Raw genomic sequence first — 24,893 nt, 5'->3', positions numbered from 1 at the left:
CAAAAGCGCAGCCATGGTCACTCGAATTCCATGATCACGTCGTCCACGGCGAGACTGTCGCCGGGACCTGCGTTGATCTTCGAGACCACGCCTTTTTTCTCGGCGCGAAGGATGTTCTCCATCTTCATCGCCTCGACGGTGCACAGCGCCTGACCTTCCTGAACTTCCTGCCCCACTTCGACGTCGATCTTCACGATCAGGCCGGGCATCGGGCACAGCAGCATTTTCGAAGTATCCGGCGGCAGTTTTTCCGGCATCAGCCTGGCCAGTTTGGCCTGACGCGGCGTGCGCACGTGCACCTTGATATCCGCGCCCCGGTTTCGGATGCGGAACCCGCCCGAAACCTTGCCCACCTTCAGCACCAATGGATTGCCATCCACATCCAGTACTGCCAGTTGATCACCTGGCGTCCAGTCTGAGGACACACGGTGCACGGTGCCATCCGCGAAGCTCACCGTTGAACCTCCGGGGTCGGCGGCAATCGTTGTGTCAAACTCCTGCCCCTGCAACGTCACCGTCCATTCGGTGCCAACCTTGCGTTCGTGGTTGTCCATCCGGCCCGATACGCGGGTACGGCGAATTTCGGCAACCCGGTGCATGGCAGAACACGAGGCCGCGATCCGCCGCAACTCGACCTCGGGCAGTTGAACCCCATCGAAGCCGTCTGGATATTCTTCAGCAATAAACGCTGTGGTCATGTCGCCGCTGACGAATTTCGGGTGATCCATGACAGCAGACAGGAACGGCAGGTTGTGGCCGATGCCTTCAACCTCGAAACTGTCCAGCGCCACGCGCATCGCCTCAATCGCCTGCTCACGGGTTGGTGCCCAGGTGCAGAGCTTTGCGATCATCGGGTCGTAATACATGCTGATCTCGCCGCCCTCATAGACGCCGGTATCATTGCGCACTGCAGCCTCGCCCGAGGGGGCCTCACCCTGCCATTTGTCATTGACCAGCAACGGACCGGCTGCGACTTCCTGCGGCGGACGATAGCGAGTCAGACGGCCAATCGACGGCAGGAAGTTGCGATACGGATCCTCGGCATAAAGACGGTTTTCGATCGCCCAGCCTGTCAGGGTCACGTCATCCTGCGTAATCGATAGCGTCTCACCTGCGGCCACGCGGATCATCTGTTCCACCAGATCGACGCCGGTAATCAGTTCCGTCACCGGGTGTTCCACCTGCAAACGGGTGTTCATTTCGAGGAAGTAGAAATTCTTTTCCCCATCGACGATGAATTCCACAGTGCCCGCACTGGCGTAGTTCACGGCCTTTGCCAGCGCGACCGCCTGTTCCCCCATCGCCTTGCGTGTTTCGGGATCAAGGAACGGCGACGGTGCCTCTTCCACCACTTTCTGGTTCCGGCGCTGGATCGAACATTCGCGTTCGCCCAGATAGATGCCGTTACCATGGCTGTCGCAAAGAACCTGAATTTCGATGTGCCGCGGCTGGGTCACGAATTTCTCGATGAAAATTCGGTCGTCGCCGAAGGAATTGGCCGCTTCGTTCTTGGACGACTGGAAACCCTCGCGCGCTTCTTCGTCATTCCATGCAATCCGCATCCCTTTGCCGCCACCACCGGCACTGGCTTTGATCATGACGGGATAGCCGATGTCGTTCGAGATCTTGACCGCCTCGTCGGCATCTTCGATCAGCCCCATGTAACCGGGAACCGTCGAAACACCGGCGTCCTGCGCGATCTTCTTCGAGGTGATCTTGTCACCCATGCTTTCGATGGCACCCACCGGGGGGCCGACAAAAGCGACGCCTTCGGCCTCAAGCGCTTCGGCGAATTTCGAGTTCTCGGACAAGAAGCCATAGCCGGGATGGACCGCCTGTGCACCGCTTTGACGGATGGCATCCATCACCTTGTCGATCACGATGTAGGACTGGTTCGCCGGTGGCGGTCCGATATGCACCGCCTCATCAGCCATCGAAACGTGCAACGCGTTCTTGTCGGCGTCAGAATAAATGGCGACCGTACCGATACCCATCTTGCGAGCGGTCTTGATGACCCGGCAGGCGATCTCGCCCCGGTTGGCGATCAGGATCTTGTTGAACATGAGACGTCCTTTGGCTTGGTGTTCTGAAAATGCAAAACGCCGCCGCAGGGGACTCCCCCCGCGACGGCGTTCTGCATGATGGCGGACGGGGCGGAACGCGCCCCGAAAAGCTTTGAGTTAGTCGCAGGTACCCTGCGACTTGCAATACAGTACGTTGCCCGCGGCACCGACCGCAGCGCCGACGACCGGGTTTGCGTCCAGAACGACCGCGCCCAGGGCGCCCGCTCCGCCGCCGATGACCGCTTGTTCGCCGGTGGTTTCGCCACAGGCCGCAAGGCCTGCGCAGGCCGCGACCACAAGGAAGATGCGTGAGGTTTGCATGGTTTCTGCCCCTTCAGATTTCTTGGTTTCCTTGCGGCCAGATGCCGGAAGCCCGCATTGTTATGCAATAACAACGGCGGCAACCAAACTTTTTGCGGAGTTTTTTGCCGCTTGTTGCCTACTGTCTGAGAAAAGAAAAACGCGGGCAGGATATTGTGGGGAACACAAGCCTGCCCGCGATAGGAAGGGGTACGGAATAGTAGGTGCTTGTGCGACGCAGGCAAAGTAGAGCCGCACGGCCCTTCCACCATGCACGGCACAATCCCGGCGGCAAACAAAGTATTGTTTCCACCCCGAATACCGGCTGGATTTTGCCCATCCTGCGTAATGCCGCGCAATTTCGCGCCGACAAGACCTTTGCCGTATCCATATTCCAGCACACCAGAAGGTGTCACATTCCTGTGACAGACCTGGCTTCCAAGTGCGATTTGGGCAAAAGGCAAATCACGAACGCCTTGGAATTCGAAAGCCAAATTTTCTCTCGATTTCCGTGCGTTACGACCCTCTTTCACCCACACGTGAAGGTGCTTGGGATTTCCCGCACGATTGCTTGAGAAATCGGGCCCATTTTGTCCCGTTGTCGTGATTTCCATCGGATTTTGGGACGTGGAACTGTGCTTGTGCACACTCGCATACAAGGAAATACCCAAATGATAATAAAGAGAAAAACGGCCCTTCTGCTCGCCGTCTCGGCGCTCGGACTCAGCGGATTGAAGGCCAACGCCCAGGATGCTCAGACCCAGGCCGAACTGGATGCCCTGCGCGCCCGTGTCGAAGCGCTGGAGGCCGCCAAATCCGGTGCCGGGACCGGCGATCTGAGGATCGGCAACACCACTCTGGACGTCTACGGATATATCAAGGCCGATTTCTTCTACGACTTCGACTACGACCAGGGTGACACCGCCTTCGTAAACAACATCGGTGAGCCTGCAAACGAGACCAGTGGCACATTCGGCGCGACTGTTCGTCAGTCCCGAATCGGGCTGCGTACCAGCACGCCTTCCGGTATCGGCGAAATCGGAGGTCAGCTGGAACTGGATCTGTTCGCCTCGGGCGGAGCGGCTGAACTGCGCCTGCGCCATGCCAATATCACGATCGGAGATAGCTGGCTGATCGGTCAGTACTGGACCAATTTCCAGCCGCTGGACACCTATCCGACCTCGGTTGAATTCAACGGTCCTGTCGGTATCCCATTCGCTCGTGTGCCACAGGTGCGCTACTCCAGTACCCTTGGGTCCAACACCACATTCTCGGCTTCGATAGAAGAGAACGTCAGCGCGTCCAATTCGAGAAATCCTGTTTTCACCGGTGCCATCGAGTACGACGACGGCACATATATTGCCCGCGCATCCGCCCTCTATGGCAAGGCCGAATCCGGCACGGTCGAAGTCGATCAGACAGGCTTTACCCTCTCGGGCTCGGTCCGGCCGTGGCAGGGGGGGCTGTTTCAGGTCAACTACGTAGACGGTGAGGCGCTTGGCCCCTACCTGATCGGCCTGGGTGATGCCATCGTCAACGGCCGGGCAAATGACGTCGACGGCTATACCATCGAGTTCCGCCAGGACATTGGTACGAAATGGAATGTCGGTATCGCCTACGGTCGCGAAGATTACGATCTGCCCACCTCGACCGGCACGTTGTCCTTCACCGAGCTTGAGACGATCCATGTGAACGCCTTTTACCAGGCAACCGACAACCTGACATTCAGCGCCGAATACTTCTTTGGCGAACGGAACGATGCCCCCACTGGCCGGACGTTTGACGGCGACCGGGTCCAACTGGCGGCGCAGTTGAACTTCTGACATCCCATACCGGCCCTGCCCGGCTTCGGGCAGGGTTTTCCCTTGGCGGATATGGGACATGGCGGCAAACACGATCAGCGCACCCCGTCGAAGATTTCAGGAAAGGAATGGCGCGCGACGTCCAGATCAATCACCAGCAACGCGTCGTAGCTGGCAGGGTCGAACGGGTCTTCTGCCGCAATTACTTCGCGCCCGAACAGCCAGCTCAGCCGCCCTGCGTCCAAATTGCCACGCTCAAACGGCTGGTCACCGAAATGTTCCCACAACGCTTCCATGAACGCCGCGTCCGCGCGCCGGTCCGCTGGTTTGCGATCCCGGAAACGCTCGCGCCGGGTCAGAGGCGTTACACCTTTGGGGTTGGCGCGCCGGATGACGAACTGGAAATCGGTGCCGGACAGACGGCCGGGGAAACCACGATGTTTCAGCATACCTGAACCTCGGCCATCAACATGTTGAAAAAGACACAGGACTTACATCCAACCAGAGCTGGTTTCATTGCGCGCACCTCCACGGTCGCCGGTTTTTTCTGAAACGCACTGATGTCATGAAAATCACCGATCACGATCAGAGCCCTTCCCAGATACACCGGGAATCCTCCAACCGGTAGGCCTCGAAAAACTGCGTTGCGTCGGGCGCGGCATTACCGAATTCGGTGGCGCGGTCGGAAAAGGAAATCACGACGAGGGCCGGCTCAAGTTCATGCTTCGCCACATAGGGAACCGCAAGGATTTCACAAAGATGCGCCATATCGGCCGACGCCACATCATAACCGATCCGCCCAACTGTCGAACCGATCTTGGGCGCGATGAAGCGAAACCTCAGCCACAATTCACCTGGGTTATTGTCCAGCAGAACATCGCTCAGCTCGACCGGCTGACCTGACGGGACAGGCAGAAGGCTTTGGGCCAAAACTTCCGCAGGGGATGCAAGCAATGCGCCAGCTAAAACAAATGCGCGACCCCAGCCCTGCCAGTGGCAGGCTCCTCTCTCCGGGGTCGCGGGCGCAGCGTTGACACGCCGCGCTAATCTGTTTTTGGCTGGTTGTTCCATAAACCTGTTTCGGCCTCAAAGTCGGATTTTCAGCTTCGCAATCGTTCCGCCATCAAATTCGGCAGACCGGCGCCAATTCGAGGTGGGCCGCCCCACCCCGGCCATCAAAGCGGGATATTGTCGTGCTTTTTCCACGGGTTCTTCAGCTTCTTGTTCCGCAAACTCGCAAATGCCCGCGAGACACGGCGACGCGTAGAGTGTGGCATGATCACTTCGTCAATAAATCCGCGCTCGGCCGCGACGAACGGATTGGCAAAGCGATCCTCGTAATCCTGCGTATGCTGCGCGATCTTGTCCGCGTCGCCCAGATCAGCGCGGTGAATGATTTCGGTCGCGCCCTTGGCGCCCATCACTGCGATCTCGGCTGTCGGCCAGGCGTAATTGAAATCGCCACGCAAGTGCTTCGACGCCATCACGTCATAGGCTCCGCCGTAAGCCTTGCGCGTGATGACGGTTACTTTCGGAACCGTTGCCTCGCCATAGGCGAACAGAAGCTTTGCGCCGTGTTTGATCACGCCGCCATATTCCTGGCTGGTGCCGGGCAGGAAACCGGGAACGTCGACAAGTGTCAGGATCGGAATTTCAAAACAATCACAGAAGCGCACGAACCGTGCGGCCTTGCGCGAGCTGTCAATGTCCAGACATCCGGCCAGAACCATCGGCTGGTTGGCCACGACGCCAACGGTCTGCCCCTCAAGCCGGATGAAACCGGTGATGATATTCTTCGCGAAATCCTCCTGGATTTCGTAGAAATCACCCTCATCCGCGACCTTCGCGATCAGTTCCTTCATGTCGTAGGGCGTGTTCGGGTTGTCCGGAACCAACGTATCCAGCGAAGATTCAATGCGATCGGGTTCGTCAAAGAACGGACGCACGGGCGGCTTTTCGCGGTTGTTGAGCGGCAGGAAATCAACCAGACGGCGCACTTCGGCCAGCGCCTCGACATCGTTTTCAAATGCACCGTCGGCAACCGAAGACTTCTTTGTATGAGTAGACGCACCACCCAACTCTTCCGCCGTCACGACCTCGTTCGTTACGGTTTTTACTACGTCGGGACCGGTTACGAACATGTAGGAAGTGTCTTTGACCATGAAGATAAAGTCGGTCATCGCCGGGCTATAGACCGCGCCGCCCGCACAGGGCCCCATGATTACGCTGATCTGCGGCACGACACCTGAGGCCATAATGTTACGCTGGAACACTTCGGCGTAACCCGCCAGTGACGCAACACCTTCTTGAATACGCGCTCCACCCGAGTCGTTGATACCGATCACCGGGGCTCCGTTCTGCACTGCCATATCCATGATCTTGCAGATCTTCTGTGCGTGGGTTTCAGACAGCGAGCCGCCAAAAACCGTGAAGTCCTGACTGAACACATAGACCATGCGACCGTTGATCGTGCCCCATCCGGTCACAACACCGTCACCCGCAGGTTTCTGATTTTCCATCCCGAAATCAGTGCAACGATGGCTGACGAACATATCGAATTCTTCAAAGCTGTCTTCGTCCAGTAGCAACTCGATCCGCTCGCGTGCCGTCAGTTTGCCCCGCGCATGCTGCGCATCGATCCGCTTTTGCCCACCGCCCAGCCGCGCATCGTTACGGCGATCTTCAAGCTCGGAAAGGATGTCTTTCATGACGATAACCCCTGTAAAATTTGGCCGGACCTTATACGGAGTCATGCAAGGACCAAAGCAACTTTCGGCAAATTTGCAAACTATTGGCAATCAAGTCATTGAATAGTGTAAATTTGCTAATTTTTCGATTGGCGCTGCGAGGCCGATGGTAATCTCATCTGCGCCCCCTATACATGCACATCATGCAATTCAGCTCGACCTCGGTGCGCAGATCGCCGCCTTCAATCACAACACTGGTCATCCTATCGGGGCTTTCGGCCCTGAGCATGAATCTGTTTCTGCCCAGCCTGCCCAACATGGCAGAGTATTTTGAGACGGAATACCGGGTGATGCAGTTGTCGATTGCCCTGTATCTGCTGATAAATGCGGTGCTGCAGATACTGATTGGCCCAATAGCGGACAAGGCCGGGCGCAGGCCCGTTATGCTGTGGGGGCTCGGGCTTTTTTTGCTGGCGACTTTAGGCTGCATCTATGCCCCGAATGTCGAGGTTTTCCTGGCGTTTCGAATGTCTCAGGCCGTTGTCGTGGTCGGGATGGTCCTCAGCCGAGCCGCCGTTCGCGACCTTTACGAACAGGACAAAGCCGCCTCGATGATTGGATATGTCACCATGGGCATGGCGGTCGTTCCGATGATCGGTCCAGCAATTGGCGGCATCCTGGAAGAGGTCTTTGGCTGGAAAGCCAACTTCTGGTTTCCTTTTCTGGTGGGCGCTCTTGCGATCTGGCTGACCTATTCGGATTTCGGTGAAACCAGCATCAAAAGCGGCAAGACACTGTTGCAGCAGTTTCGGGAATACCCGGAACTTCTCACGTCTCCGCGGTTCTGGGGATACTCTCTGTCCTCCGCGTTTTCGTCTGGCGCGTTCTTTGCTTATCTCGGCGGCGCCCCCTTCATCGGAACCGAGGTCTTTGGCATGACCGCGGCAGAAATCGGCATCTATTTCGGCGCGCCAGCACTTGGCTATTTCTTCGGCAACTTCCTGAGCGGGCGCTACTCGGTTCGCTTTGGCATCAACAAGATGGTTTTGTGGGGAAGCTGGCTGAACGCGCTTGGTGTATTCCTGTCTGCTCTACTGTTCCTGGCCGGCTTGGGAACCGCCATCAGTTTCTTCGGGTTTATGACATTTGTTGGCGTCGGCAACGGCATGGCGATCCCCAATGCAACATCCGGCTCGCTGTCCGTTCGCCCCCATCTGGCCGCAACAGCATCCGGTCTGAGCGGAGCGATCATGCTTGGCGGCGGCGCAGCGCTGAGCGCACTTGCGGGCGCGCTTCTGACACAGGAAACCGGCGCAATGCCGTTGCTTTGGCTAATGCTCACAACCGCGGTTCTGGCCATCGCAGCCATCAGCCTTGTCATTTGGCGGGAACGACAGCTGGGTCTTTGAACTTTCTTGCACGCAGCGGTTTGCAAAGTTAGCCTGCGCTGAAAGAAAAGTTGCAAAGACACGCCATGGCCACTCAAAAGCTCTATGCCGGCGCAAAGCTGCGCGAAATGCGCACGCGCCTGACCCTGACGCAAAAGGAATTCGCAACCAAGCTTGGCGTTTCCCTGCCCTATCTAAACCAGATGGAGAACAACAACCGACCGATCTCGACAACGGTTGTTCTGGCTCTGGCGCAAGAATTCGGGATGGATGTCACCGAGCTCAGCACCGGTGACAGCGAACGGCTGGTGTCGGATATGCGCGAAGCGCTCGCCGACCCGGTCTTCGACGACGCAATGCCCCCTCTTGCCGACTTGCGACTGACTGCATCGAACGCGCCGGCGCTGGCACGTGCCTTCATTGCATTGCACCGCACGTATCGCCAGACGCACGAACGGCTGGCCTCGCTGGACGAGGCCCTGGGGCGCGAGGATTCCCGAATTCAGGCCAGCCCCTGGGAAGAGGTGCGCGATTTCTTCCACTATTGCGACAACTATATCGACGCTGTTGACCGGGCCGCCGAACGGTTTTCAACACGCGCGGAAGAAGCCGGAGGCATACGCGCCGCAGCCCTCAACAGCCTGTCCGAGCGGGGCATCCGTGTCGAGTTCACGGACATCTCGGAAACGCGCAAATATGACATAGCAAGCAAAACGCTTTCTCTGTCTTCACGCGCCGCGCCGCAAACGCAGGTCTTTCAGTTGCTGCTGCAGGTTGCGCTGATTTCTCAGGACAAACTACTTGAAGCAACCCTGGATTTCGCCCGCTTCCAAAGTGACGAAGCCCGCGCCATCGCCAAAATCGGGCTTGCGAACTACTTTGCCGGGGCTTCCCTGATGCCCTACGGTGCCTTCTTGGCCGCCGCGCAAGAGGATCGCCACGATCTGGAATTGCTCAGCATCAGATTCGGCGCATCGATCGAACAGGTTGCCCACCGCCTGTCCACTTTGCAACGGCCCGGAGCCAAAGGCATCCCCTTCTTTTTTGTTCGCGTGGATCAGGCCGGAACGATCACCAAACGCCATTCAGCCACACGACTGCAATTTGCGCGCTTCGGCGGCGCCTGCCCGCTGTGGAATGTCCACCGCGCATTCGAAACGCCAGGTCATTTCCTTCTTCAACTTGCCGAAACGCCGGACGGAGTGCGTTATATCTCCCTGGCACGCGACGTATCGAAATCCGGCGGTTCATTCGGGGCCCCGGTGCGCCGCTACGCCATTGCACTGGGGTGCGAAGTGCGTCACGCGCAGGCTCTGGTCTATGCCGACAACCTGGATATCAGCAATGCCAGCGCCTATGAACCGATCGGGATTTCCTGCCGGATTTGCGAACGTCAAACCTGTCACCAAAGGTCCGTTCCCCCGCTGGAACGCAGGCTGACAATCGACGCCCATACCCGAGGAACGCTGCCCTACGAAGTCACCTGAAACTTTCCCCGGGATCTTCATCTGGCAAAAAATATCCCGGGGGAGTCGCGGCCTGCCGCGACGGGGGCAGAGCCCCCGATTGGGTCAGTTTTTCGAAAGGATCGCCCAGATTTCATCCTTCAAGGCCGCGCGCTTCTTGCGCAACTCAACTTCAGCCAGTTCCTCCATCGGCTCGACATTGGTCTCGGCCCGATGCACGGTCCGGTTGATCTCATGATATTCGTCCGACAGCCGGGCAAAATGCGCGTCGGACTGCTTGAGTTGGCTCATCACTTCGACCTTTTCCGGAAACTCTTCGGCCAGTTCATGTGGTGTGTGAGACATTCGTGTAAGCTCCTCGAAATGTTGTTGTCCCCACGGATAAACATGTTCCGGCGATACCGCTTTGACCCGGATCAAATTGGCGACATCAAAAGGCTGGATTCACCGCTTTGCAGGTCGCCAACTCGCCAAACGCGCCGCCCTGGCGTCACAGAACCAACGCTCGCCCTTTGCCTTGTTGATCTTTGTCGCCGTATAGAAAGCCTGCCCGGACACGTGGTAAATCTTTTCTCCACTAGGCGAGATATTTCCCTTGATCTGGCACGTTTCCTGCCGGGGCAAACCTGCGGTCCCGGCGCGGTGCACCCAGGGCACCGGAATCACTGTTGCGTGCAGACCCTTCTTTTCCTTCGCGGCCCTCTGTTCAATCGGCACATATTCGCGGGAGTATTTGCGATACGCAAAGGCCAGCCCATCCTCGACCAGCGTAAGCGCTGCATCGCTCCCCGCTACATAACAACGAGCAACCACACGGCCATACCTGTCCCGATCCACCGGTTCACAGAAGGCCGGTCGCCCATCGAACCTTTGTCGTGCAACCTGCGTTGCCCACGCGCCACAGCGCCATTCGACACCTTGCGCGTCACGACATGTCTGATCCAATTCGGGGGCGTCAATTCCAGACAGACGAATCCTGACCCCACCGACATCCCACGTATCCGCGTCCACGACCCGCACAGTCCCGGTTGGCCGGTCAGCGGCCAGAACCATCTGCGGCAGCATCAGAACAAAACACAAACAAAGTCTTAACATACCCCCGATATGCCCCTGACCAGCGACGCATTCAACGGGGTATGTTAAGAAACGTTAACGCTGAGCGGTCTCCCACTCGGGATGGACCCATGGCCGGTCATTCGAACTAGGCAACGCATCCTTGCCCAGCAGGTGATCCGACATTTTCTCGCCCACCATGATCGATGGCGCATTCAGGTTTCCGTTGGTGATTTGCGGGAAAATCGAACTGTCCGCGACCCGCAGACCATCTACACCAATCACACGCCCCTGCGGGTCGACGACAGCGTTCTTGTCGTCTGCCCGCCCCATACGGCATGTCCCGCAAGGGTGATACGCACTTTCGGCATGTTCGGCGATGAATTCGTTCAATTCCTCGTCGGACTGAACGCTGGCTCCGGGCTGGATCTCTTTGCCCGCATAGGGTTTGAAAGCGTCCTGACCGAAGATCTCGCGGGTCAGGCGGATGCAGGTGCGGAAGTCCGCCCAATCCTCTTCGTGGCTCATGTAATTGAAGCGAATGACCGGCGCGTCCTCGGCACGGGCCGAGCGCAGCGTTATCGCCCCGCGCGAAGGTGAGCGCATGGGACCGACATGCGCTTGGAAACCATGCCCCTCGGCCGCGGTCTGCCCGTCGTAGCGCACGGCGATCGGCAGGAAATGATACTGGATATCCGGATACCGCACACCGGGTTTCGAGCGAATGAACGCAGCACTTTCAAACTGGTTCGAGGCACCCAGACCCGTTTTAGTAAACAGCCACTGGGCACCGATCAGCCCTTTGCTGAACAGGTTCCAGTGCTTGTACAGCGTGATCGGCTGCAGCGATGCCTGCTGGATATACAGTTCCAGATGATCCTGCAGGTTAGCCCCAACCCCGGGGCGATCCGCGACTACGCCGATCCCATGTTCAGCCAGATGTGCCGCGGGTCCGATACCGGACAACATCAGCAGCTTGGGCGAGTTTATCGAAGATGCGGCCAGAACCACCTCACGCCGGGCACGAATGATCTCCTTTTTGCCGCGTCGGACCAATTCGACGCCCATGGCGCGGCCGTTTTCCATTACGACACGTGTCGCAAGGCCACGCAGGATGTCGCAGTTATCCCGTTTGAGAGCTGGCTTCAGATAGGCATTCGCAGCAGACCAGCGCCGTCCTTTCCAGACGGTCTGCTCCATCGGGCCGAACCCTTCCTGTTTTTCACCGTTATAGTCGCCGGTAACCTGGTATCCCGCCTGTTGCCCGGCATCGACAAAGGCCTGGAACAGTGGATTTTCGCGCGGGCCACGCGACACGTGCAGCGGCCCGTCAGTGCCGCGCCACGTCGGATCGCCCCCATGCCCGCCATCGTGCCAGGATTCCATTCGTTTGAAATACGGCAGGACATCCGCATAGGACCACCCATCAGCGCCCATTTCCGACCAGGTGTCGTAGTCATGGGCATGACCGCGTACATAGACCATACCGTTGATCGACGACGATCCGCCAATCACCTTGCCGCGCGGACAGGCCAGCCGGCGGTTGTTCAGATGCGGCTCGGGTTCGGAACTGTAGCCCCAGTCATAGCGCGACATGTTCATCGGATAGCTGAGTGCGGCGGGCATCTGGATGAACGGTCCCGCATCGGTGCCACCATGCTCGATCACCAGGACCGAAGCCCCGGCCTCGCTGAGGCGATAGGCCATCGCGCACCCTGCGGATCCTGCACCCACAATGACAAAATCTGTTTCCATTTTCAGGTCTCCTGTTCCCGCCGGGCCAAGGTTTTTCGTTGAAAAACCCAATTGCCTCCGGCGGGAGTATTTTCAAAAAGATGAAGAGGTTATTCGCCGCGCGGGAAGCGGGCGTTTTCCTCGACGATATTCAGATCCATGTGATTGCGCATGTAACGCTCCGATGCTTTTTGCAGCGGCTGGTAATCCCACGGATAATATCCCCCCTGCCGCAACGCCTCGTACACGACCCAGCGGCGCGCCTGACTGGCTCGCACGTCTGCGTCGAAACGATCCAGATCCCAGCGCGCCTCGGATTTCGCGCGCAGGGTTTGCAGTGTGCCAGCGTGTTCGGGGTTCAAGGCAAGGTTGGTCAGTTCGTGCGGATCGGCCTCAAGGTCGAACAGTTGATCCGGGTCTAGTGTGCAGCGGTTGTATTTCCACTTGCCGTAGCGCAATGAGACAAGCGGCGCATATGATGCTTCGGCCGCGTATTCCATGGCCACGGGCGCGGTGCGCTCGCCGCCCTGAGCCAAGGGAACAAGGTTCTCGCCGTCGGTCCAGGGCGCGATCTCATCCATGTCGACGCCAGCCAGAGCGCCCAGCGTCGGTGTCACGTCGATGGTCGATACCGGGGCGTCGATACGCCCTGTTGGAAGATCAGGGGCCGAGATCATCAGCGGCACCCGTGCCGAGCCTTCGTAGAAGTTCATTTTGAACCACAGGCCCCGCTCGCCCAGCATGTCGCCGTGGTCTGAGACGAACATGATGATCGCCTCTTGCCGCGTCGTTTCCAGCACCTCGATGATCTCGCCGATCTTGTCGTCAAGATAGGTGATGTTGGCGAAATAGGCGCGTCGGGATTTGCGGATGTCTTCTTCGGTAATGTCGAAACTGCGCCAGTCATTGGCATCGAAGATCCGTTTTGCGTGCGGATCCTGATTGTCGTAGCCGATATCGGCGATCTCTGGCAGAAGATGCTCGCAATCCTCGTAGAGATCCCAGTACTTGCGCCGGGCAACATAGGGGTCGTGCGGGTGGGTGAAGCTGACGGTCACGCACCAGGGGCGGTCGTCTTTGCCGCGCGCCAGATCGTAAAGCTTGGCTTTGGCGTTGTAGGCAACCTCGTCATCATACTCCATCTGGTTCGATATTTCGGCCACGCCTGCGCCAGTCACCGAACCCATGTTGTGATACCACCAGTCTATTCGCTCGCCGGGTTTGCGATAGTCCGGTGTCCAGCCGAAATCGGCCGGGTAGATGTCAGTGGTCAGGCGATCCTCAAACCCATGCATTTGGTCGGGACCGACGAAGTGCATCTTGCCGGACAGGCAGGTGTAGTAACCTGCGCGACGAAGGTGATGCGCGTAGGTGGGAATATCGCTACGGAACTCGGCCGCGTTATCGTAAACACCGGTGCGCGAAGGCAACTGGCCGGACATGAAACTGGCCCGACCGGGCGCACAAAGGGGCGACGCGGTATAGGCATTTGCAAAACGGGTCGAACGCGCGGCCAGTTTCTTGAGGTTGGGCGCATGCAGCCAGTCCGCGGGACCATCGGGAAAGAGGGTTCCGTTCAGCTGATCCACCATCAGGATCAGAATGTTCGGCTTTGTCATTTTTCAGCCTCGAGCAAAGTGTTGAGGACACGCATTGCGTGGTTAACGGCCAGTTGCGGCTCTTCCGGTGCGCTCAGCGCCGCGCGGATATACAGCCCGTCGATCAGGGCAATCATGTTCTCGGCAGCTTCAACCGGGTCACTCATCAGCGGTCGCAGGCTGTCGATCAGATTGGATCTGATCCGCGACTGGTAGATTTGCCAGAGACGCAACGCATCGTCATTGGTTTGCGCCAGAACATAAAAGGTCATCCAGGCAGCGATCACATCAGGTGTGAAACACGAGGGTGCAAAGCATGCCCGGATAATGGCCTGCGGTCTTTCCCCTGCTTCCGCGCCTTTCAGTTGCTCGCGGGCTTCGGCACCGAAATCGGATAGAATGCGGCGCATGGCGGCCAGAAATATCTGATCCTTGCCGCCGAAATAGTGATGCGCCAACGCGCTGGACATGCCCGCCCGTTTGGCGATCTGGCTGACGGTCACGTCGAGGGACTTTTTCAGACCAAGCTCGGCAATCGTCGCGCGGACGATTGCATCCCGACGGATCGGTTCCATTCCGAGTTTTGGCATGCCTACCTCTCAGCAGCTGGGTTTACCAAACGCTAAGGGGGTTTTATTGACTCGTCAATCAATAACGTTCAGGCCGAGCGAGCGGCGTCAGTATTTCGGGCCGACACCCGGTGGCGTTACGGCACTGCGGTTCAGGACCGCTTCGCGCCATGAGATGAAACTGACGGCAGCGAGGATCAGCGTTCCGCCAGCAACCACCCAAACATCAACCCGTTCATGAAATACCAGTGCGCCCATCAAAGTTGCCCAGATCAGTTGCAGGAACGTGACCGGCTGGGTTACCGCAACAGGTGCCGCCTGCAGGGCCAGCGTCATGAAGTAATGACCGGCTGTCGCAAAACAGGCGATCAGAAACAATACACCCAAATCGTGCAGGCTGGGCGGGGTCCAGACGGCATAGGCAAACGGGATCAGGGCGATTGTAACCCAGATTGACAAGTGCGCGACCACGACCGAAGGCGGGATATCCCGGACCAGAAGCTTGGCCAACAGGTAAGACCCGCCAAGAGTCAGCGCCGTTCCCAACATAGCGACATGGCCTGGCGAAACCTCTCGAAACCCGGGGCGCAGAATGATCAGAACCCCCATCAGGGCAACCAAAATTGCGGCAATCCTGCGAAAGGCCAGCTTTTCCCCCAGAAACAGCGCGGCGCCCAGCGTGACGTAAATCGGTGTCATGTAGTTCATCGCCGTCACTTCGGCTAAAGGGATCTGGGTCATGGCAAAGAACCAAAGCATGACCGCCACGGCGTGGATAATCCCCCGCAGCCCGAACAAAGTCAGGTCTCTTTTGGTCAGATGCGTTGCCATGATCGTTCGCAAGGCAGGCAGCAGAAACACCAAACCAAGCGCATACCTCAGAAAGGCCGCCTGTATCGGATCCATGGACGAGCCAAGGGTCTTCACCAGGGCCGTCATCATGACAAAGGACAGCCCGGCGGAGAACATCCAGAACATACCTGCGATCGGGCGGATGGATACTGCTGCTGTTGTCATGTCAGTGGTTGAACACCGAAACCGGCGGCGGGACAACCCTTCACATCGCAACAAGTTTCAGTGCAATGGCCAACATGATGATCCCGATCACCACATCAAGAATTTGCCATGCCCGGGGGCGGGTGAAAATGGGCGACAAGATCCGCGCGCCATATCCCAGTGAAAAGAAGAAAACAAAGCTGGAAAGCATGGCTCCGACCGCAAATCCCAGTCGGTCGTCATACTGCGCCGATATCGACCCGATCAGAACAACCGTATCCAGATATACATGCGGGTTGAGCCATGTGAAGGCCAGAACGGCCAGCAAAGCCGCCCGCAGGCTGGTACGGTGCCCATTTCCCACCTCCATCACTGCGCCGCCACGCCAGGCCGACAGCAGGCTGCGCAGGCCGTACCATGTCAGGAAGGTGGCTCCACCATACCGCATTACCGGCTCGAACCAGGGCGCGGCCTGCGCCAGCGAGCCAAACCCGGCGACACCGGCGGCGATCAGTACGGCGTCCGAGACGGCGCAGGTCAGACAAAGGGTGAAGACATGTTCGCGACGCAAACCCTGCCGCAGGACAAAGGCGTTTTGGGCGCCAATGGCCAGGATCAGGCTAAAGCCCAAGGCAAAACCGGCGATCAGAGATGTGGACATGAAACCTCCTGCGTTCCGACCGTTGACTAAAACCAACAAGGCGATCTATCAAATTAAAGATGTTGATCCAGATTAAGCGCAGCTAATGCTGCTGGACCCCAACCACCTGTCCGCCCTGTCGGCAATTCTGCGTCACGGCAGTTTCGAAGCGGCTGCTTCCGAGCTGGCCGTTACGCCCTCGGCCATTTCACAACGGATCAAAGCGCTGGAAGACCGCGTCGGTGCCGCTTTGATCAACCGCGGCACGCCCTGCTCGGGTACGCCTGCAGGTATTCGCATCGCCCGGCACGCTGAGGACATCAGCCTTCTTGAGGCGCAGTTGTCCCGCGAACTGACCCTTAAGCAGGGTCCGGAACCAGCAAGAGTACGCATCGCCATTCCGGCGGACACTCTTGCGACATGGTTCATTGATGCGATGGCGCAGACGCGGGGTATTTTGTTTGATCTGGTCGTGGATGATCAGGACCATTCGGCAGAATGGCTCAGGCGCGGCGAGGTCAGTGCGGCGATCACCGTGGGCGGACAGCCCGTGACCGGATGCGATACCACACCGCTAGGCGTCTTGCGCTATCTGCCGACAGCCAGTCCCGCTTTCATGGCGAAGTGGTTTCCGAATGGTGTCGACGCGACGTCACTGGCGCGGGCCACGTGTCTGACGTTCAACAGAAAGGACAATTTGCAGAAGATTTGGATTGCCCGCCAATTCAGCGGTCGGATTTCACCGCCGTCGCACTATCTGCCGTCCTCGCACGGGTTTGTCGATGCAGCCTTGGCCGGGTTGGGTTGGGGCATGAACCCTGAGACGCTGGTCCGTCCGGCGATTGCCGCAGGGCGGTTGCAGGAAGTCATTCCAGACACGCCTTTGGACATCCCGCTCAGCTGGCAGGTGGGCCGTGTACTGGCGCCAGCCTTGAAACCCTTAACCAAAGCGGTCAGACAAGCCGCCGCCCAGTGGTTGATCCCGGAATAACCACGTCAAACAAAGATTAAATACCCCGAGGAATACTATGTTTTCACGTGATAGACTCAACTACACCCCACTACCGCTGCCGGACCGCAGCGATATGACAGACGCTGAAATGGCAACGGCAGCCGAAAGCTTTTATGACGTCATGCGCAAGCGCCACACGGTCCGCGACTATTGCGATCGAACGGTTCCGCGCGCGGTGATTGAAAGTTGCATCCGCACTGCGGGAACGGCCCCGTCCGGCGCCAACCATCAGCCATGGCATTTCGTGGCCGTATCTGACCCGGGGCTCAAACAGCGCATCCGGGAGGAGGCCGAGGAGGAGGAACGCCGGTTCTATGCAGGCGGTGCTGGTGATGAGTGGATCAAGGCGCTGGAGCCGATCGGGACAAACGATGTCAAGGAACACCTCACCGTCGCCCCCTGGCTGATTGTCGTCTTCGCCCAGCGTTGGGGGCAGTTCGATGACGGTACCCGGTACAAGAATTACTACGTCCCAGAAAGCGTCAACATCGCCACCGGGTTTCTGCTGGCGGCGCTGCACCACGCCGGGCTCAGCACTTTAACACACACCCCTAACCCCATGCGTTTTCTCAATGATGCACTGAACCGACCTGCTTCCGAAAAACCGACAATGATCATCGCAGTGGGCCATCCCGCTGCAGACGCGACCGTCCCGTCCGTTGCAAAACTAAAGAAACCGCTGGAAGACATCTCGTCATTCTTCTGACAACCCGTCAGACCGAGGGCACAAAAAAACCCGGCCTGACGGGCCGGGTTTTTCAATCAGTCATACGACGCCTTACAGCTGCGCCATGACCTCGTCCGAGGCCTCGAAATTGGTGGTGACGCGTTGCACGTCATCGTCATCTTCCAGCGCATCAACCAGTTTCATCAGCTTTTGCATGTCCTCAAGGCCCAACTCGGTCGTTGTTGTGGGCTTCCAGACCAGCTTGGTCGACTCGGTCTCGCCCAGCGCGGCCTCAAGCGCGTTGGACACGTCGTTCAGATCGGTATCCGCGCACCAGATGATGTGCCCGTCGTCCGAGCTTTCGACGTCTTCGGCACCCGCCTCGATGGCCGCTTCAAAGATGGTGTCCGCGTCACCTGCCGAGGCCGGGTAGACCACTTCGCCCTTGCGGTCGAACATGAAGCCGACCGACCCGGTCTCGCCCAGGTTTCCACCGTTCTTCGAAAAGGTCGAGCGGACGGTCGATGCGGTCCGGTTGCGGTTGTCGGTCATCGTTTCAACGATGACGGCCACGCCGTTGGGGCCATAACCTTCATACCGGATTTCTTCGTAATCGTCGCCCTCGCCCGCCTGCGATTTCTTGATGGCGCGGTCGATCACATCCTTGGGAACCGAGTTCGACTTGGCCTCTTTCACCGCCAGACGCAGGCGCGGGTTCTTGTCAGGGTCGGGATCGCCCATCTTGGCGGCAACGGTGATTTCTTTCGACAGCTTGGAAAACAGTTTGGACCGCGCGGCGTCCTGACGCCCCTTGCGGTGCTGGATGTTGGCCCATTTGGAATGGCCTGCCATGTTGCGTCCTCGTGATAGTGATTGCGTATTCGGCGCTCATATAGACGGTTGCAGGGCCTAGGATCAAGAGAGCGGCTTGTCCAACCCGTAAGCGTGGGTATGGTGGCCTCATGACGACTGACCAGATCATTCTATTCGCACTTTTCATAACCGTATTTGCACTGCTTCTGTGGGGCAGGTTCCGATACGATCTGGTCGCGTTCTCGGCGCTTCTGATCGGTGTTGTGCTGGGCGTTGTGCCCGTTGACAATGCCTTTTCAGGCTTCGGCCATCCGGCCACGATCATCGTTGCGCTGGTCCTTGTGGTCTCAGCCGGGTTGGTGCGGTCTGGCGCGGTGTTCCTGATCACCCGCACCCTGGTCGATGCTTCGCGCGGACTTGGCGCCCATATCGCGCTGATGGGCGGGATCGGGGCCGTGCTGTCTGCCTTTATGAACAACGTCGCGGCGCTGGCGCTGCTGATGCCGGTGGATATTCAGACCGCCCGCAAGGCGGGCCGATCGGTCGGGCTAAGCCTGATGCCGCTAAGTTTTGCCACGATTCTGGGCGGCATGGCCACGCTGATCGGCACCCCGCCCAACATCATCATTGCATCGATCCGGGCTGAAACACTTGGCGAGCCGTTCCACATGTTCGATTTCGCCCCCGTTGGCGGGTTGGCCGCGATTGCCGGGCTGGCCTTTGTTGCGCTGATCGGATGGCGACTGATCCCGGACCGGGGGCCGCAGACGGATACCTCCGAAGCGTTGGCCGAGTACATCGCCGAACTCACTGTTCCGCCCGAGTCCCCTCAAATCGGCAAACGGGTCAGTGAGCTTTACGAGGTGGCGGAAAAATCGGACGTCGCCATCATCGGGCTGATCCGGGATGGCAAACGCCGTTATGGCCGATCCACCCATGCCACGCTGCACGAGGGCGACGCGCTGGTACTTGAGGCGCGACCTGAGGCGTTGGATGAGTTCCGCACGGCGCTCAACCTGGATTTCTCGGACACGCGGCGACAGGAGTTGCTGACCGCCGAAGGCGACGGGTTGGAAGTGATCGAAGTCGTCGCCCCCGAAAGCGCCCGCATCACGGGCCGTACAGCGCAAGGGCTGGGCCTTGCCTGGCGGCAGAGTACCGTACTGATGGGCATTTCGCGTCAAGGCCGCAAGATCACCGAACAGGTCCGGAAGACCCAGGTTGAAGCGGGTGACATCCTGCTTCTGCTTTGCCCACGGGATCGGGGGGCGGACGTTACTGAATGGCTCGGCTGTCTTCCGCTGGCCACGCGCGGGCTGAATGTCACGGCAAACGACAAAGCGTGGCTTGCCATCGGACTTTTCGCCGCCGCCGTACTGGCTGCCAGCGTCGGTCTGATCTACCTGCCGATTGCCCTGGGACTGGTCGTCGTCGCCTATGTATTGACCAAAATCATGCCGATTGCCGATATCTACAACCATATTGAATGGCCGGTCGTTGTCCTGCTGGGTTCCATGATCCCGTTGGGCAGTGCGTTGGAATCTTCAGGCGGCACCGAATTGATCGCAAACGCGCTTATACAACTGACAAACGGCTTGCCGGCCTGGGCCATTCTGACCGTGCTGATGATCGTCACAATGACCCTTTCGGATGTTCTGAACAACACGGCAACAGCCATCGTTGCGGCCCCTGTCGGCATCCAGATGGCCCGAACGCTTGAAGTGTCGCCGGATCCGTTCCTGATGACAGTCGCAGTTGCCGCCTCGGCTGCGTTCCTGACGCCCATCGGGCATAAGAACAACACACTGGTTCTTGGGCCGGGCGGATATCGTTTCGGCGACTATTGGCGCATGGGCCTGCCGCTGGAGATCCTGATTATCGCGGTTTCGGTTCCAGCCATACTTGTGTTCTGGCCGCTTTGACGGGTAAGGGCAGAACATGAAACGCTTTTTGATCCTGCAACTGCGCCCTGAAACTGATGCATCGGACGCCGAGTACGCCTCGATTCTCGACAAAACCGGGCTTCACGCGGACCAGACCCATCGCATCCGGCTGGATTGCGAGACTTTGCCCGAGGGGCTTAGTGTTTCGGACTACGCGGGCATTATCGTGGGGGGAGGTCCTGGCTGCGTCAGTGACGATCCGGCTTCGAAATCGCCGCTGGATGCTCGTATCGAAAACACCATCATGGGATTGATGCCGCAGATCACCGCGTTGGATCATCCCTTTATGGGCTGTTGTTACGGGTTGGGCATTCTGGCCGCACATCTGGGGGGCGACGTCAGCAAGAACCGCTTTGGCGAGCCGGTCGGCCCTTCGATCTGCCGCCTGACCGAGGCCGGCGCGGCCGACCCGCTGACCGCAGGTCTGCAATCAGAATTCGAAGCCTTTGTTGGCCACAAGGAAGCCGTCCAGAACCTGCCGGATGGTTGCGTGCATCTGGTGGCTTCGGACCCCTGCCCGTTCCAGATGATCCGATGGGGGCAAAACGTTTATGCCACGCAGTTCCACCCCGAGGCGGATGCAGGGGACTTTGAACAGCGCATCAACATCTACAAAGACCACGGTTATTTCCCGCCAGAAGATGCGCAAACGCTGATCGATCTGTGCCACGCCGCCGACGTTACCCAACCCGGCGAAATCCTGCGGCGGTTCGCTCAGCGCTATGGCTGACCCAACGACGTGGTTGCCTGATCCGTCGCCCCTCGCATAGGTTGATCCGAACAGCTTTGGGAGGAGTTGTTCTTGGATCTGCTCATCAATGTCGGCCTGCCCGTTTCGTTGGCCATCATCATGCTGTCTCTTGGTATCGGACTGGAGGCGGCCGATTTCCGTCGCGTGCTAAGCCGACGGTATCCGTTCGCGATCGGTGCCTTGTCTCAGGTAGTTTTGCTGCCCGTCACCGCTTTTGCCGTCGTCAAGCTGTTCGCCTTGCCGCCCGCAATCGCAGTCGGTTTCATGTTGCTGAGCTTTTGTCCCGGCGGCGTGACCAGCAACATCCTGTCCCGGCTTGCCAGGGGCGATGTCGCGCTATCCGTCAGTCTGACCGCCGTAATCAGCCTGTTGTCCATCGTGACCGTGCCCGTACTGGCCGCATGGTCAATTAGCCATTTCATGGCCGAGGATGCGCCCGAGGTGTCGATCAGCGGACTGGCCATCGCCATGTTTCTGATCACCACCCTGCCCGTGGCAATTGGTGTCGGCCTGCGCCATTTTGCAACCGGGTTTGCCGACTGGGTCGAACCTGCGCTGGCCAAAACCGCTACTATCCTATTCATCCTGATCGTCATCGCCGCCCTTGCCGGAAACTGGCAGTTGTTCATCGACAACCTCGGCATCATGGGTGCGGGGCTAGTCACACTGAACCTGGCGCTGCTGCTGATCGGACTGGGGCTGGCGCGTGCGGCCAATCTGTCGTGGAATGAAAGCAAGACGATTTCCATCGAAACCGGCATTCAGAACTCGACACTGGGTATCACGCTGGCGGCCTTGATCACTGGAACAGAAAGCGGGTTCAGCCCGCTGGCCCTGCCCTCGGCCGTTTATGGCATCACAATGTATTTCGTGGCTCTTCCGTTTCTCGTCTGGTTCCGCAACCGCTGAAAGGACATTTCATGACCAACAATACTGCAGATGCAATTGTCGTTGGCGGCGGTCTTGCCGGTCTGGCAGCGGCGGCGGAACTTGGCGACCGCGGCAAGAAAGTGATCATCGTTGATCAGGAACCTGAACACTTTCTGGGCGGTCAGGCGTTCTGGAGCCTTGGCGGATTGTTCATGGTCGACACGCCCGAGCAACGCCGCATGGGCATCCGCGACTGTCAGGATCTTGCCCTGCGCGATTGGATGGGCAGTGCGCAGTTTGACCGTGACGATGACCTCTGGCCCCGCAAATGGGCAGAAGCCTATGTCGAGTTTGCCGCTGGCGAGATGCGCCCGTGGTTGCATCATATGGGCCTGCGCTGGTTTCCGGTGGTGGGCTGGGCCGAACGCGGCGGATCTTTCGCGGATGGACATGGAAATTCGGTCCCGCGCTTTCACATTACATGGTGCACCGGACCGGGCGTGCTGGAACACTTCATCCGCCGGGTGCATGAACATGTCAGCGCCGGGTTGATCCGGTTGGAATTCCGCCATCAGGTCAGCCACATCATCATGCAGAACGGCGCGGCCAAAGGCGTTTCGGGCGAGGTTCTGGCCGACGACGACGCCCAGCGCGGTGGTAAGACCAACCGTGACGAGGTTGGCGAGTTCGAGTTCTATGCGCCATCAATCATCGTCACGTCCGGCGGCATTGGCGGCAACTTCGAAATGGTGCGCAAAAGCTGGCCGCGCGAGCGTCTGGGCGCCCCGCCGCAGGACATGGTTGCGGGCGTTCCCTTTCACGTCGATGGCCGGATGATCCCGATCAGCGAAAAGGCGGGCGGGCATGTCATCAACGGCGACCGGATGTGGCACTACACCGAGGGCGTGCGGAACTGGGATCCGATCTGGCCAGCCCACGGAATCCGCATTCTGCCCGGCCCCAGCTCAATGTGGTTCGATGCCAAGGGCAACCGGATGGAACCGCCCTGCCTGCCGGGTTTCGACACTCTGGGCACGCTGCGCGAAATCCTGAAAACTGGGTACGAATACAGCTGGTTTGTCCTGACCCAGAAAGTGATCAAGAAGGAATTTGCCCTTTCGGGGTCCGAGCAGAACCCGGACTTCACCTCGGGCAGTTGGAAAGAGGTGATCCGTCAACGTGTCCTGTCCGGCTCAAAAGCCACCGGGCCGGTCGAGGCGTTCAAGGAAAAGGGCGAGGATTTCGTCGTTGCCAACACCCTGACCGAACTGGTGCGGGGCATGAACCATCTGGGCGATGACCTGATTGACGAAGCTCACTTGCGCGCCCAGATCGAAGCGCGGGATTCGCAGGTCGACAACCCGTTCTCGAAGGATGCACAGATGATGGCGATCCTGGCGGCGCGCAACTATCGCGGCGACCGGCTGATCCGCACGGCCAAGCCGCACAAGTTCCTTGATCCTTCAAACGGGCCACTGATCGCCGTCAAACTGCATGTTCTGACACGCAAGACGCTGGGCGGTCTGCAAACCAATCTGGACAGCCAGATGATCGGCGCAGACGGGCAGACCGTGCCCGGCCTTTTCGCCGCCGGCGAGGTCGCGGGATTTGGCGGCGGCGGCTATCACGGATACAACGCGCTGGAAGGCACGTTTCTGGGTGGTTGCATTTTCTCAGGCCGCAACGCAGGACGGTCCCGGGCCGTGGCCTGAGGATCTATTTTGCGCGGTTTAGCTGCACGACCGGTTCGCCGGCACTGTTCAGAAAATTCAGCGTGTCGCCTTTGAACGCAAAGGTGGTCACGTCCTGCAGTGCCTGGAAGAACTCCCGCTCGACCTCATCCTGTGGCGGTGGGCAAGCCCGCAGTGTGGCCGCCATGTTGTCAGGAAAAGCGATATCGGTGCCGGCTATCTCTGCCTGACCGGAAAAGCGATTGCATCCGCCGCTGCCAGAAAAACTGCCATCTTCAGCAAATGTTATTTCGGGGAATTTGTCCGTTTCCAGAACCGCACCGTTCAGACCCATCGCCACCCAGGTCGACCCTTGCAAAGCTTCCGCGCCCTGTGGGCGGGCCTGCACCAGCAAAAGGTCTGCGGTGTTACCAGCGTCTCCGGTCAACACGGGATAAGCGGTATCGGTGGTGAACAATAACTTGTCGCCCAGAAAAATCGATCCACGGACGACATAGCGCATTTCATCACGGATCAGCGCGTCATCGTAAGCCAGTTCGTATGTCGCCGGTACACCATCAAGGGCAAAACGCTGAGAGGCGAGCGTAAGCGCCGGGGCATCCGCACGCGAAACATCCTGCAATTGCACATAGAGGGTCGCATTGGGCGGAACCGCTATCCGTTCGCGATATGTGGCGGTTCCGGTCAGAGTTCCGGCGGAACTCTGACTGCCAAGCAGGGTCAAAAATACTGCGCAGGCGACGATGACCTGCCCGATCCTGGGAAAAGGCATTGTTCTGTCCTTGCTTTGATACTCTAAGCAGAAAAGATTGTGCCCGGATCGGCATTTACAAGAGCAGCCCGCCAATTT

Annotated in this window: 23 protein-coding genes; 9 read left to right on the top strand and 14 right to left on the bottom strand. The window is 58.7% G+C overall.

The features are described 5' to 3' along the window. Nucleotides 1-17: 17 nt before the first annotated feature. Together ACR0MI_RS00375 and ACR0MI_RS00370 are read right to left on the bottom strand one after the other, a co-directional pair. Nucleotides 18-2,063 (bottom strand): acetyl-CoA carboxylase biotin carboxylase subunit, encoded by a 2,046-nt coding sequence (locus tag ACR0MI_RS00375; protein ID WP_170609941.1) that lies wholly within the window; start codon nt 2,061-2,063, stop codon nt 18-20. A 117-nt stretch (nt 2,064-2,180) separates the two neighbouring features. After that, nucleotides 2,181-2,384 (bottom strand): hypothetical protein, encoded by a 204-nt coding sequence (locus tag ACR0MI_RS00370; RefSeq protein ID WP_170609939.1) that lies wholly within the window; start codon nt 2,382-2,384, stop codon nt 2,181-2,183. A 650-nt stretch (nt 2,385-3,034) separates the two neighbouring features. On the opposite strand from ACR0MI_RS00370, the gene ACR0MI_RS00365 reads away from it, so the two are divergent. Next, nucleotides 3,035-4,186 carry a DcaP family trimeric outer membrane transporter gene (locus ACR0MI_RS00365; protein ID WP_480853336.1) on the top strand — a complete coding sequence of 384 codons (1,152 nt, stop codon included), beginning with the start codon at nt 3,035-3,037 and terminating at the stop codon, nt 4,184-4,186. A gap of 74 nt (nt 4,187-4,260) precedes the next feature. Here the strand turns inward: ACR0MI_RS00365 and ACR0MI_RS00360 are convergent, their stop codons facing one another. The 3 genes from ACR0MI_RS00360 to ACR0MI_RS00350 all read right to left on the bottom strand — a co-directional run bounded on the left by ACR0MI_RS00360 (nt 4,261) and on the right by ACR0MI_RS00350 (nt 6,873). After that, on the bottom strand, nt 4,261-4,614 hold the full coding sequence (locus ACR0MI_RS00360; protein ID WP_170609935.1) for a hypothetical protein: 354 nt from the start codon (nt 4,612-4,614) through the stop codon (nt 4,261-4,263). 136 nt (nt 4,615-4,750) lie between these two features. Then, nucleotides 4,751-5,095 (bottom strand): DUF6497 family protein, encoded by a 345-nt coding sequence (locus ACR0MI_RS00355; protein ID WP_170610904.1) that lies wholly within the window; start codon nt 5,093-5,095, stop codon nt 4,751-4,753. A 245-nt stretch (nt 5,096-5,340) separates the two neighbouring features. Then, nucleotides 5,341-6,873, bottom strand: a complete 1,533-nt coding sequence (locus ACR0MI_RS00350) for an acyl-CoA carboxylase subunit beta (protein WP_170609933.1) — start codon at nt 6,871-6,873, stop codon at nt 5,341-5,343. Between the two features lie 182 nt (nt 6,874-7,055). On the opposite strand from ACR0MI_RS00350, the gene ACR0MI_RS00345 reads away from it, so the two are divergent. After that, nucleotides 7,056-8,261, top strand: a complete 1,206-nt coding sequence (locus ACR0MI_RS00345; RefSeq protein ID WP_170816656.1) for a multidrug effflux MFS transporter — start codon at nt 7,056-7,058, stop codon at nt 8,259-8,261. 65 nt (nt 8,262-8,326) lie between these two features. Beyond that, nucleotides 8,327-9,727, top strand: a complete 1,401-nt coding sequence (locus ACR0MI_RS00340; protein ID WP_170609929.1) for a helix-turn-helix domain-containing protein — start codon at nt 8,327-8,329, stop codon at nt 9,725-9,727. An 84-nt stretch (nt 9,728-9,811) separates the two neighbouring features. Here the strand turns inward: ACR0MI_RS00340 and ACR0MI_RS00335 are convergent, their stop codons facing one another. The 7 genes from ACR0MI_RS00335 to ACR0MI_RS00305 all read right to left on the bottom strand — a co-directional run bounded on the left by ACR0MI_RS00335 (nt 9,812) and on the right by ACR0MI_RS00305 (nt 16,317). After that, nucleotides 9,812-10,051, bottom strand: coding sequence for a DUF465 domain-containing protein (locus ACR0MI_RS00335; RefSeq protein ID WP_170609927.1), 240 nt, complete (start codon nt 10,049-10,051; stop codon nt 9,812-9,814). A 99-nt stretch (nt 10,052-10,150) separates the two neighbouring features. Next, on the bottom strand, nt 10,151-10,801 hold the full coding sequence (locus ACR0MI_RS00330; protein ID WP_170609925.1) for a thermonuclease family protein: 651 nt from the start codon (nt 10,799-10,801) through the stop codon (nt 10,151-10,153). Between the two features lie 54 nt (nt 10,802-10,855). Beyond that, entirely contained in the window at nt 10,856-12,514 is a 1,659-nt protein-coding gene (betA, locus tag ACR0MI_RS00325; protein WP_170816657.1) for a choline dehydrogenase, read from the bottom strand. Nucleotides 12,515-12,603: 89 nt separating this feature from the next. Beyond that, complete coding sequence (betC, locus tag ACR0MI_RS00320; protein ID WP_170609921.1) at nt 12,604-14,112, bottom strand: choline-sulfatase; 1,509 nt, start codon at nt 14,110-14,112, stop codon at nt 12,604-12,606. Then, complete coding sequence (betI, locus tag ACR0MI_RS00315) at nt 14,109-14,681, bottom strand: choline-binding transcriptional repressor BetI (RefSeq protein WP_170609919.1); 573 nt, start codon at nt 14,679-14,681, stop codon at nt 14,109-14,111. The genes betC and betI overlap by 4 nt, the downstream gene beginning before the upstream one ends. Before the next feature lie 87 nt (nt 14,682-14,768). Further along, nucleotides 14,769-15,677 carry a DMT family transporter gene (locus ACR0MI_RS00310; RefSeq protein ID WP_170609917.1) on the bottom strand — a complete coding sequence of 303 codons (909 nt, stop codon included), beginning with the start codon at nt 15,675-15,677 and terminating at the stop codon, nt 14,769-14,771. Nucleotides 15,678-15,717: 40 nt separating this feature from the next. Further along, a complete protein-coding gene (locus ACR0MI_RS00305) occupies nt 15,718-16,317 on the bottom strand; it encodes a LysE/ArgO family amino acid transporter (RefSeq protein ID WP_170816658.1) in 600 nt (199 codons plus the stop codon). An 85-nt stretch (nt 16,318-16,402) separates the two neighbouring features. On the opposite strand from ACR0MI_RS00305, the gene ACR0MI_RS00300 reads away from it, so the two are divergent. Both ACR0MI_RS00300 and ACR0MI_RS00295 read left to right on the top strand, forming a co-directional pair. After that, nucleotides 16,403-17,287: a LysR family transcriptional regulator ArgP gene (locus ACR0MI_RS00300; protein ID WP_170609913.1), complete on the top strand. Its 885-nt coding sequence runs from the start codon at nt 16,403-16,405 to the stop codon at nt 17,285-17,287. Nucleotides 17,288-17,324: 37 nt separating this feature from the next. Further along, nucleotides 17,325-18,014 (top strand): nitroreductase family protein, encoded by a 690-nt coding sequence (locus ACR0MI_RS00295; RefSeq protein ID WP_170816659.1) that lies wholly within the window; start codon nt 17,325-17,327, stop codon nt 18,012-18,014. Nucleotides 18,015-18,086: 72 nt separating this feature from the next. On the opposite strand, the gene ACR0MI_RS00290 is transcribed toward ACR0MI_RS00295, so the two are convergent. Further along, nucleotides 18,087-18,827 (bottom strand): YebC/PmpR family DNA-binding transcriptional regulator, encoded by a 741-nt coding sequence (locus ACR0MI_RS00290; protein WP_170609910.1) that lies wholly within the window; start codon nt 18,825-18,827, stop codon nt 18,087-18,089. Nucleotides 18,828-18,937: 110 nt separating this feature from the next. Here ACR0MI_RS00290 and ACR0MI_RS00285 point away from each other — a divergent pair, with 110 nt between their 5' ends. The 4 genes from ACR0MI_RS00285 (at nt 18,938) to ACR0MI_RS00270 (ending at nt 24,064) form a co-directional block, all read left to right on the top strand. Then, nucleotides 18,938-20,710: an SLC13 family permease gene (locus ACR0MI_RS00285; RefSeq protein ID WP_480853329.1), complete on the top strand. Its 1,773-nt coding sequence runs from the start codon at nt 18,938-18,940 to the stop codon at nt 20,708-20,710. Nucleotides 20,711-20,726: 16 nt separating this feature from the next. Then, nucleotides 20,727-21,461, top strand: coding sequence for a glutamine amidotransferase (locus ACR0MI_RS00280; RefSeq protein WP_170609906.1), 735 nt, complete (start codon nt 20,727-20,729; stop codon nt 21,459-21,461). 72 nt (nt 21,462-21,533) lie between these two features. Next, nucleotides 21,534-22,391: a bile acid:sodium symporter family protein gene (locus tag ACR0MI_RS00275; RefSeq protein ID WP_170609904.1), complete on the top strand. Its 858-nt coding sequence runs from the start codon at nt 21,534-21,536 to the stop codon at nt 22,389-22,391. An 11-nt stretch (nt 22,392-22,402) separates the two neighbouring features. Continuing rightward, complete coding sequence (locus ACR0MI_RS00270) at nt 22,403-24,064, top strand: FAD-binding dehydrogenase (RefSeq protein WP_170816660.1); 1,662 nt, start codon at nt 22,403-22,405, stop codon at nt 24,062-24,064. 4 nt (nt 24,065-24,068) lie between these two features. Here ACR0MI_RS00270 and ACR0MI_RS00265 read toward each other — a convergent pair whose 3' ends face one another. Further along, the gene (locus ACR0MI_RS00265) at nt 24,069-24,815 is read right to left on the bottom strand and encodes a YbaY family lipoprotein (protein WP_170609901.1); all 747 of its coding nucleotides are present in this window, start codon (nt 24,813-24,815) and stop codon (nt 24,069-24,071) included. Nucleotides 24,816-24,893: the final 78 nt, after the last annotated feature.

This window comes from Ruegeria sp. D4 (assembly GCF_056534475.1).
The sequence above is the reverse complement of the archived record's forward strand: the minus strand, read 5'-3'. Positions and strand labels throughout refer to the sequence as shown.

What these genes read in the sequence shown, in the direction of transcription:
- ACR0MI_RS00345 (WP_170816656.1), top strand. Translation starts at nt 7,056, where the DNA reads ATGCAATTCAGCTCGACCTCGGTGCGCAGATCGCCGCCTTCAATCACA.
- ACR0MI_RS00370 (WP_170609939.1), bottom strand. Translation starts at nt 2,384, where the DNA reads ATGCAAACCTCACGCATCTTCCTTGTGGTCGCGGCCTGCGCAGGCCTT.
- ACR0MI_RS00375 (WP_170609941.1), bottom strand. Translation starts at nt 2,063, where the DNA reads ATGTTCAACAAGATCCTGATCGCCAACCGGGGCGAGATCGCCTGCCGG.
- ACR0MI_RS00365 (WP_480853336.1), top strand. Translation starts at nt 3,035, where the DNA reads ATGATAATAAAGAGAAAAACGGCCCTTCTGCTCGCCGTCTCGGCGCTC.
- ACR0MI_RS00285 (WP_480853329.1), top strand. Translation starts at nt 18,938, where the DNA reads ATGACGACTGACCAGATCATTCTATTCGCACTTTTCATAACCGTATTT.
- ACR0MI_RS00350 (WP_170609933.1), bottom strand. Translation starts at nt 6,873, where the DNA reads ATGAAAGACATCCTTTCCGAGCTTGAAGATCGCCGTAACGATGCGCGG.
- betI (WP_170609919.1), bottom strand. Translation starts at nt 14,681, where the DNA reads ATGCCAAAACTCGGAATGGAACCGATCCGTCGGGATGCAATCGTCCGC.
- betA (WP_170816657.1), bottom strand. Translation starts at nt 12,514, where the DNA reads ATGGAAACAGATTTTGTCATTGTGGGTGCAGGATCCGCAGGGTGCGCG.
- ACR0MI_RS00295 (WP_170816659.1), top strand. Translation starts at nt 17,325, where the DNA reads ATGTTTTCACGTGATAGACTCAACTACACCCCACTACCGCTGCCGGAC.
- ACR0MI_RS00290 (WP_170609910.1), bottom strand. Translation starts at nt 18,827, where the DNA reads ATGGCAGGCCATTCCAAATGGGCCAACATCCAGCACCGCAAGGGGCGT.
- betC (WP_170609921.1), bottom strand. Translation starts at nt 14,112, where the DNA reads ATGACAAAGCCGAACATTCTGATCCTGATGGTGGATCAGCTGAACGGA.
- ACR0MI_RS00335 (WP_170609927.1), bottom strand. Translation starts at nt 10,051, where the DNA reads ATGTCTCACACACCACATGAACTGGCCGAAGAGTTTCCGGAAAAGGTC.
- ACR0MI_RS00280 (WP_170609906.1), top strand. Translation starts at nt 20,727, where the DNA reads ATGAAACGCTTTTTGATCCTGCAACTGCGCCCTGAAACTGATGCATCG.
- ACR0MI_RS00340 (WP_170609929.1), top strand. Translation starts at nt 8,327, where the DNA reads ATGGCCACTCAAAAGCTCTATGCCGGCGCAAAGCTGCGCGAAATGCGC.
- ACR0MI_RS00330 (WP_170609925.1), bottom strand. Translation starts at nt 10,801, where the DNA reads ATGTTAAGACTTTGTTTGTGTTTTGTTCTGATGCTGCCGCAGATGGTT.
- ACR0MI_RS00310 (WP_170609917.1), bottom strand. Translation starts at nt 15,677, where the DNA reads ATGACAACAGCAGCAGTATCCATCCGCCCGATCGCAGGTATGTTCTGG.
- ACR0MI_RS00265 (WP_170609901.1), bottom strand. Translation starts at nt 24,815, where the DNA reads ATGCCTTTTCCCAGGATCGGGCAGGTCATCGTCGCCTGCGCAGTATTT.
- ACR0MI_RS00270 (WP_170816660.1), top strand. Translation starts at nt 22,403, where the DNA reads ATGACCAACAATACTGCAGATGCAATTGTCGTTGGCGGCGGTCTTGCC.
- ACR0MI_RS00360 (WP_170609935.1), bottom strand. Translation starts at nt 4,614, where the DNA reads ATGCTGAAACATCGTGGTTTCCCCGGCCGTCTGTCCGGCACCGATTTC.
- ACR0MI_RS00305 (WP_170816658.1), bottom strand. Translation starts at nt 16,317, where the DNA reads ATGTCCACATCTCTGATCGCCGGTTTTGCCTTGGGCTTTAGCCTGATC.
- ACR0MI_RS00300 (WP_170609913.1), top strand. Translation starts at nt 16,403, where the DNA reads ATGCTGCTGGACCCCAACCACCTGTCCGCCCTGTCGGCAATTCTGCGT.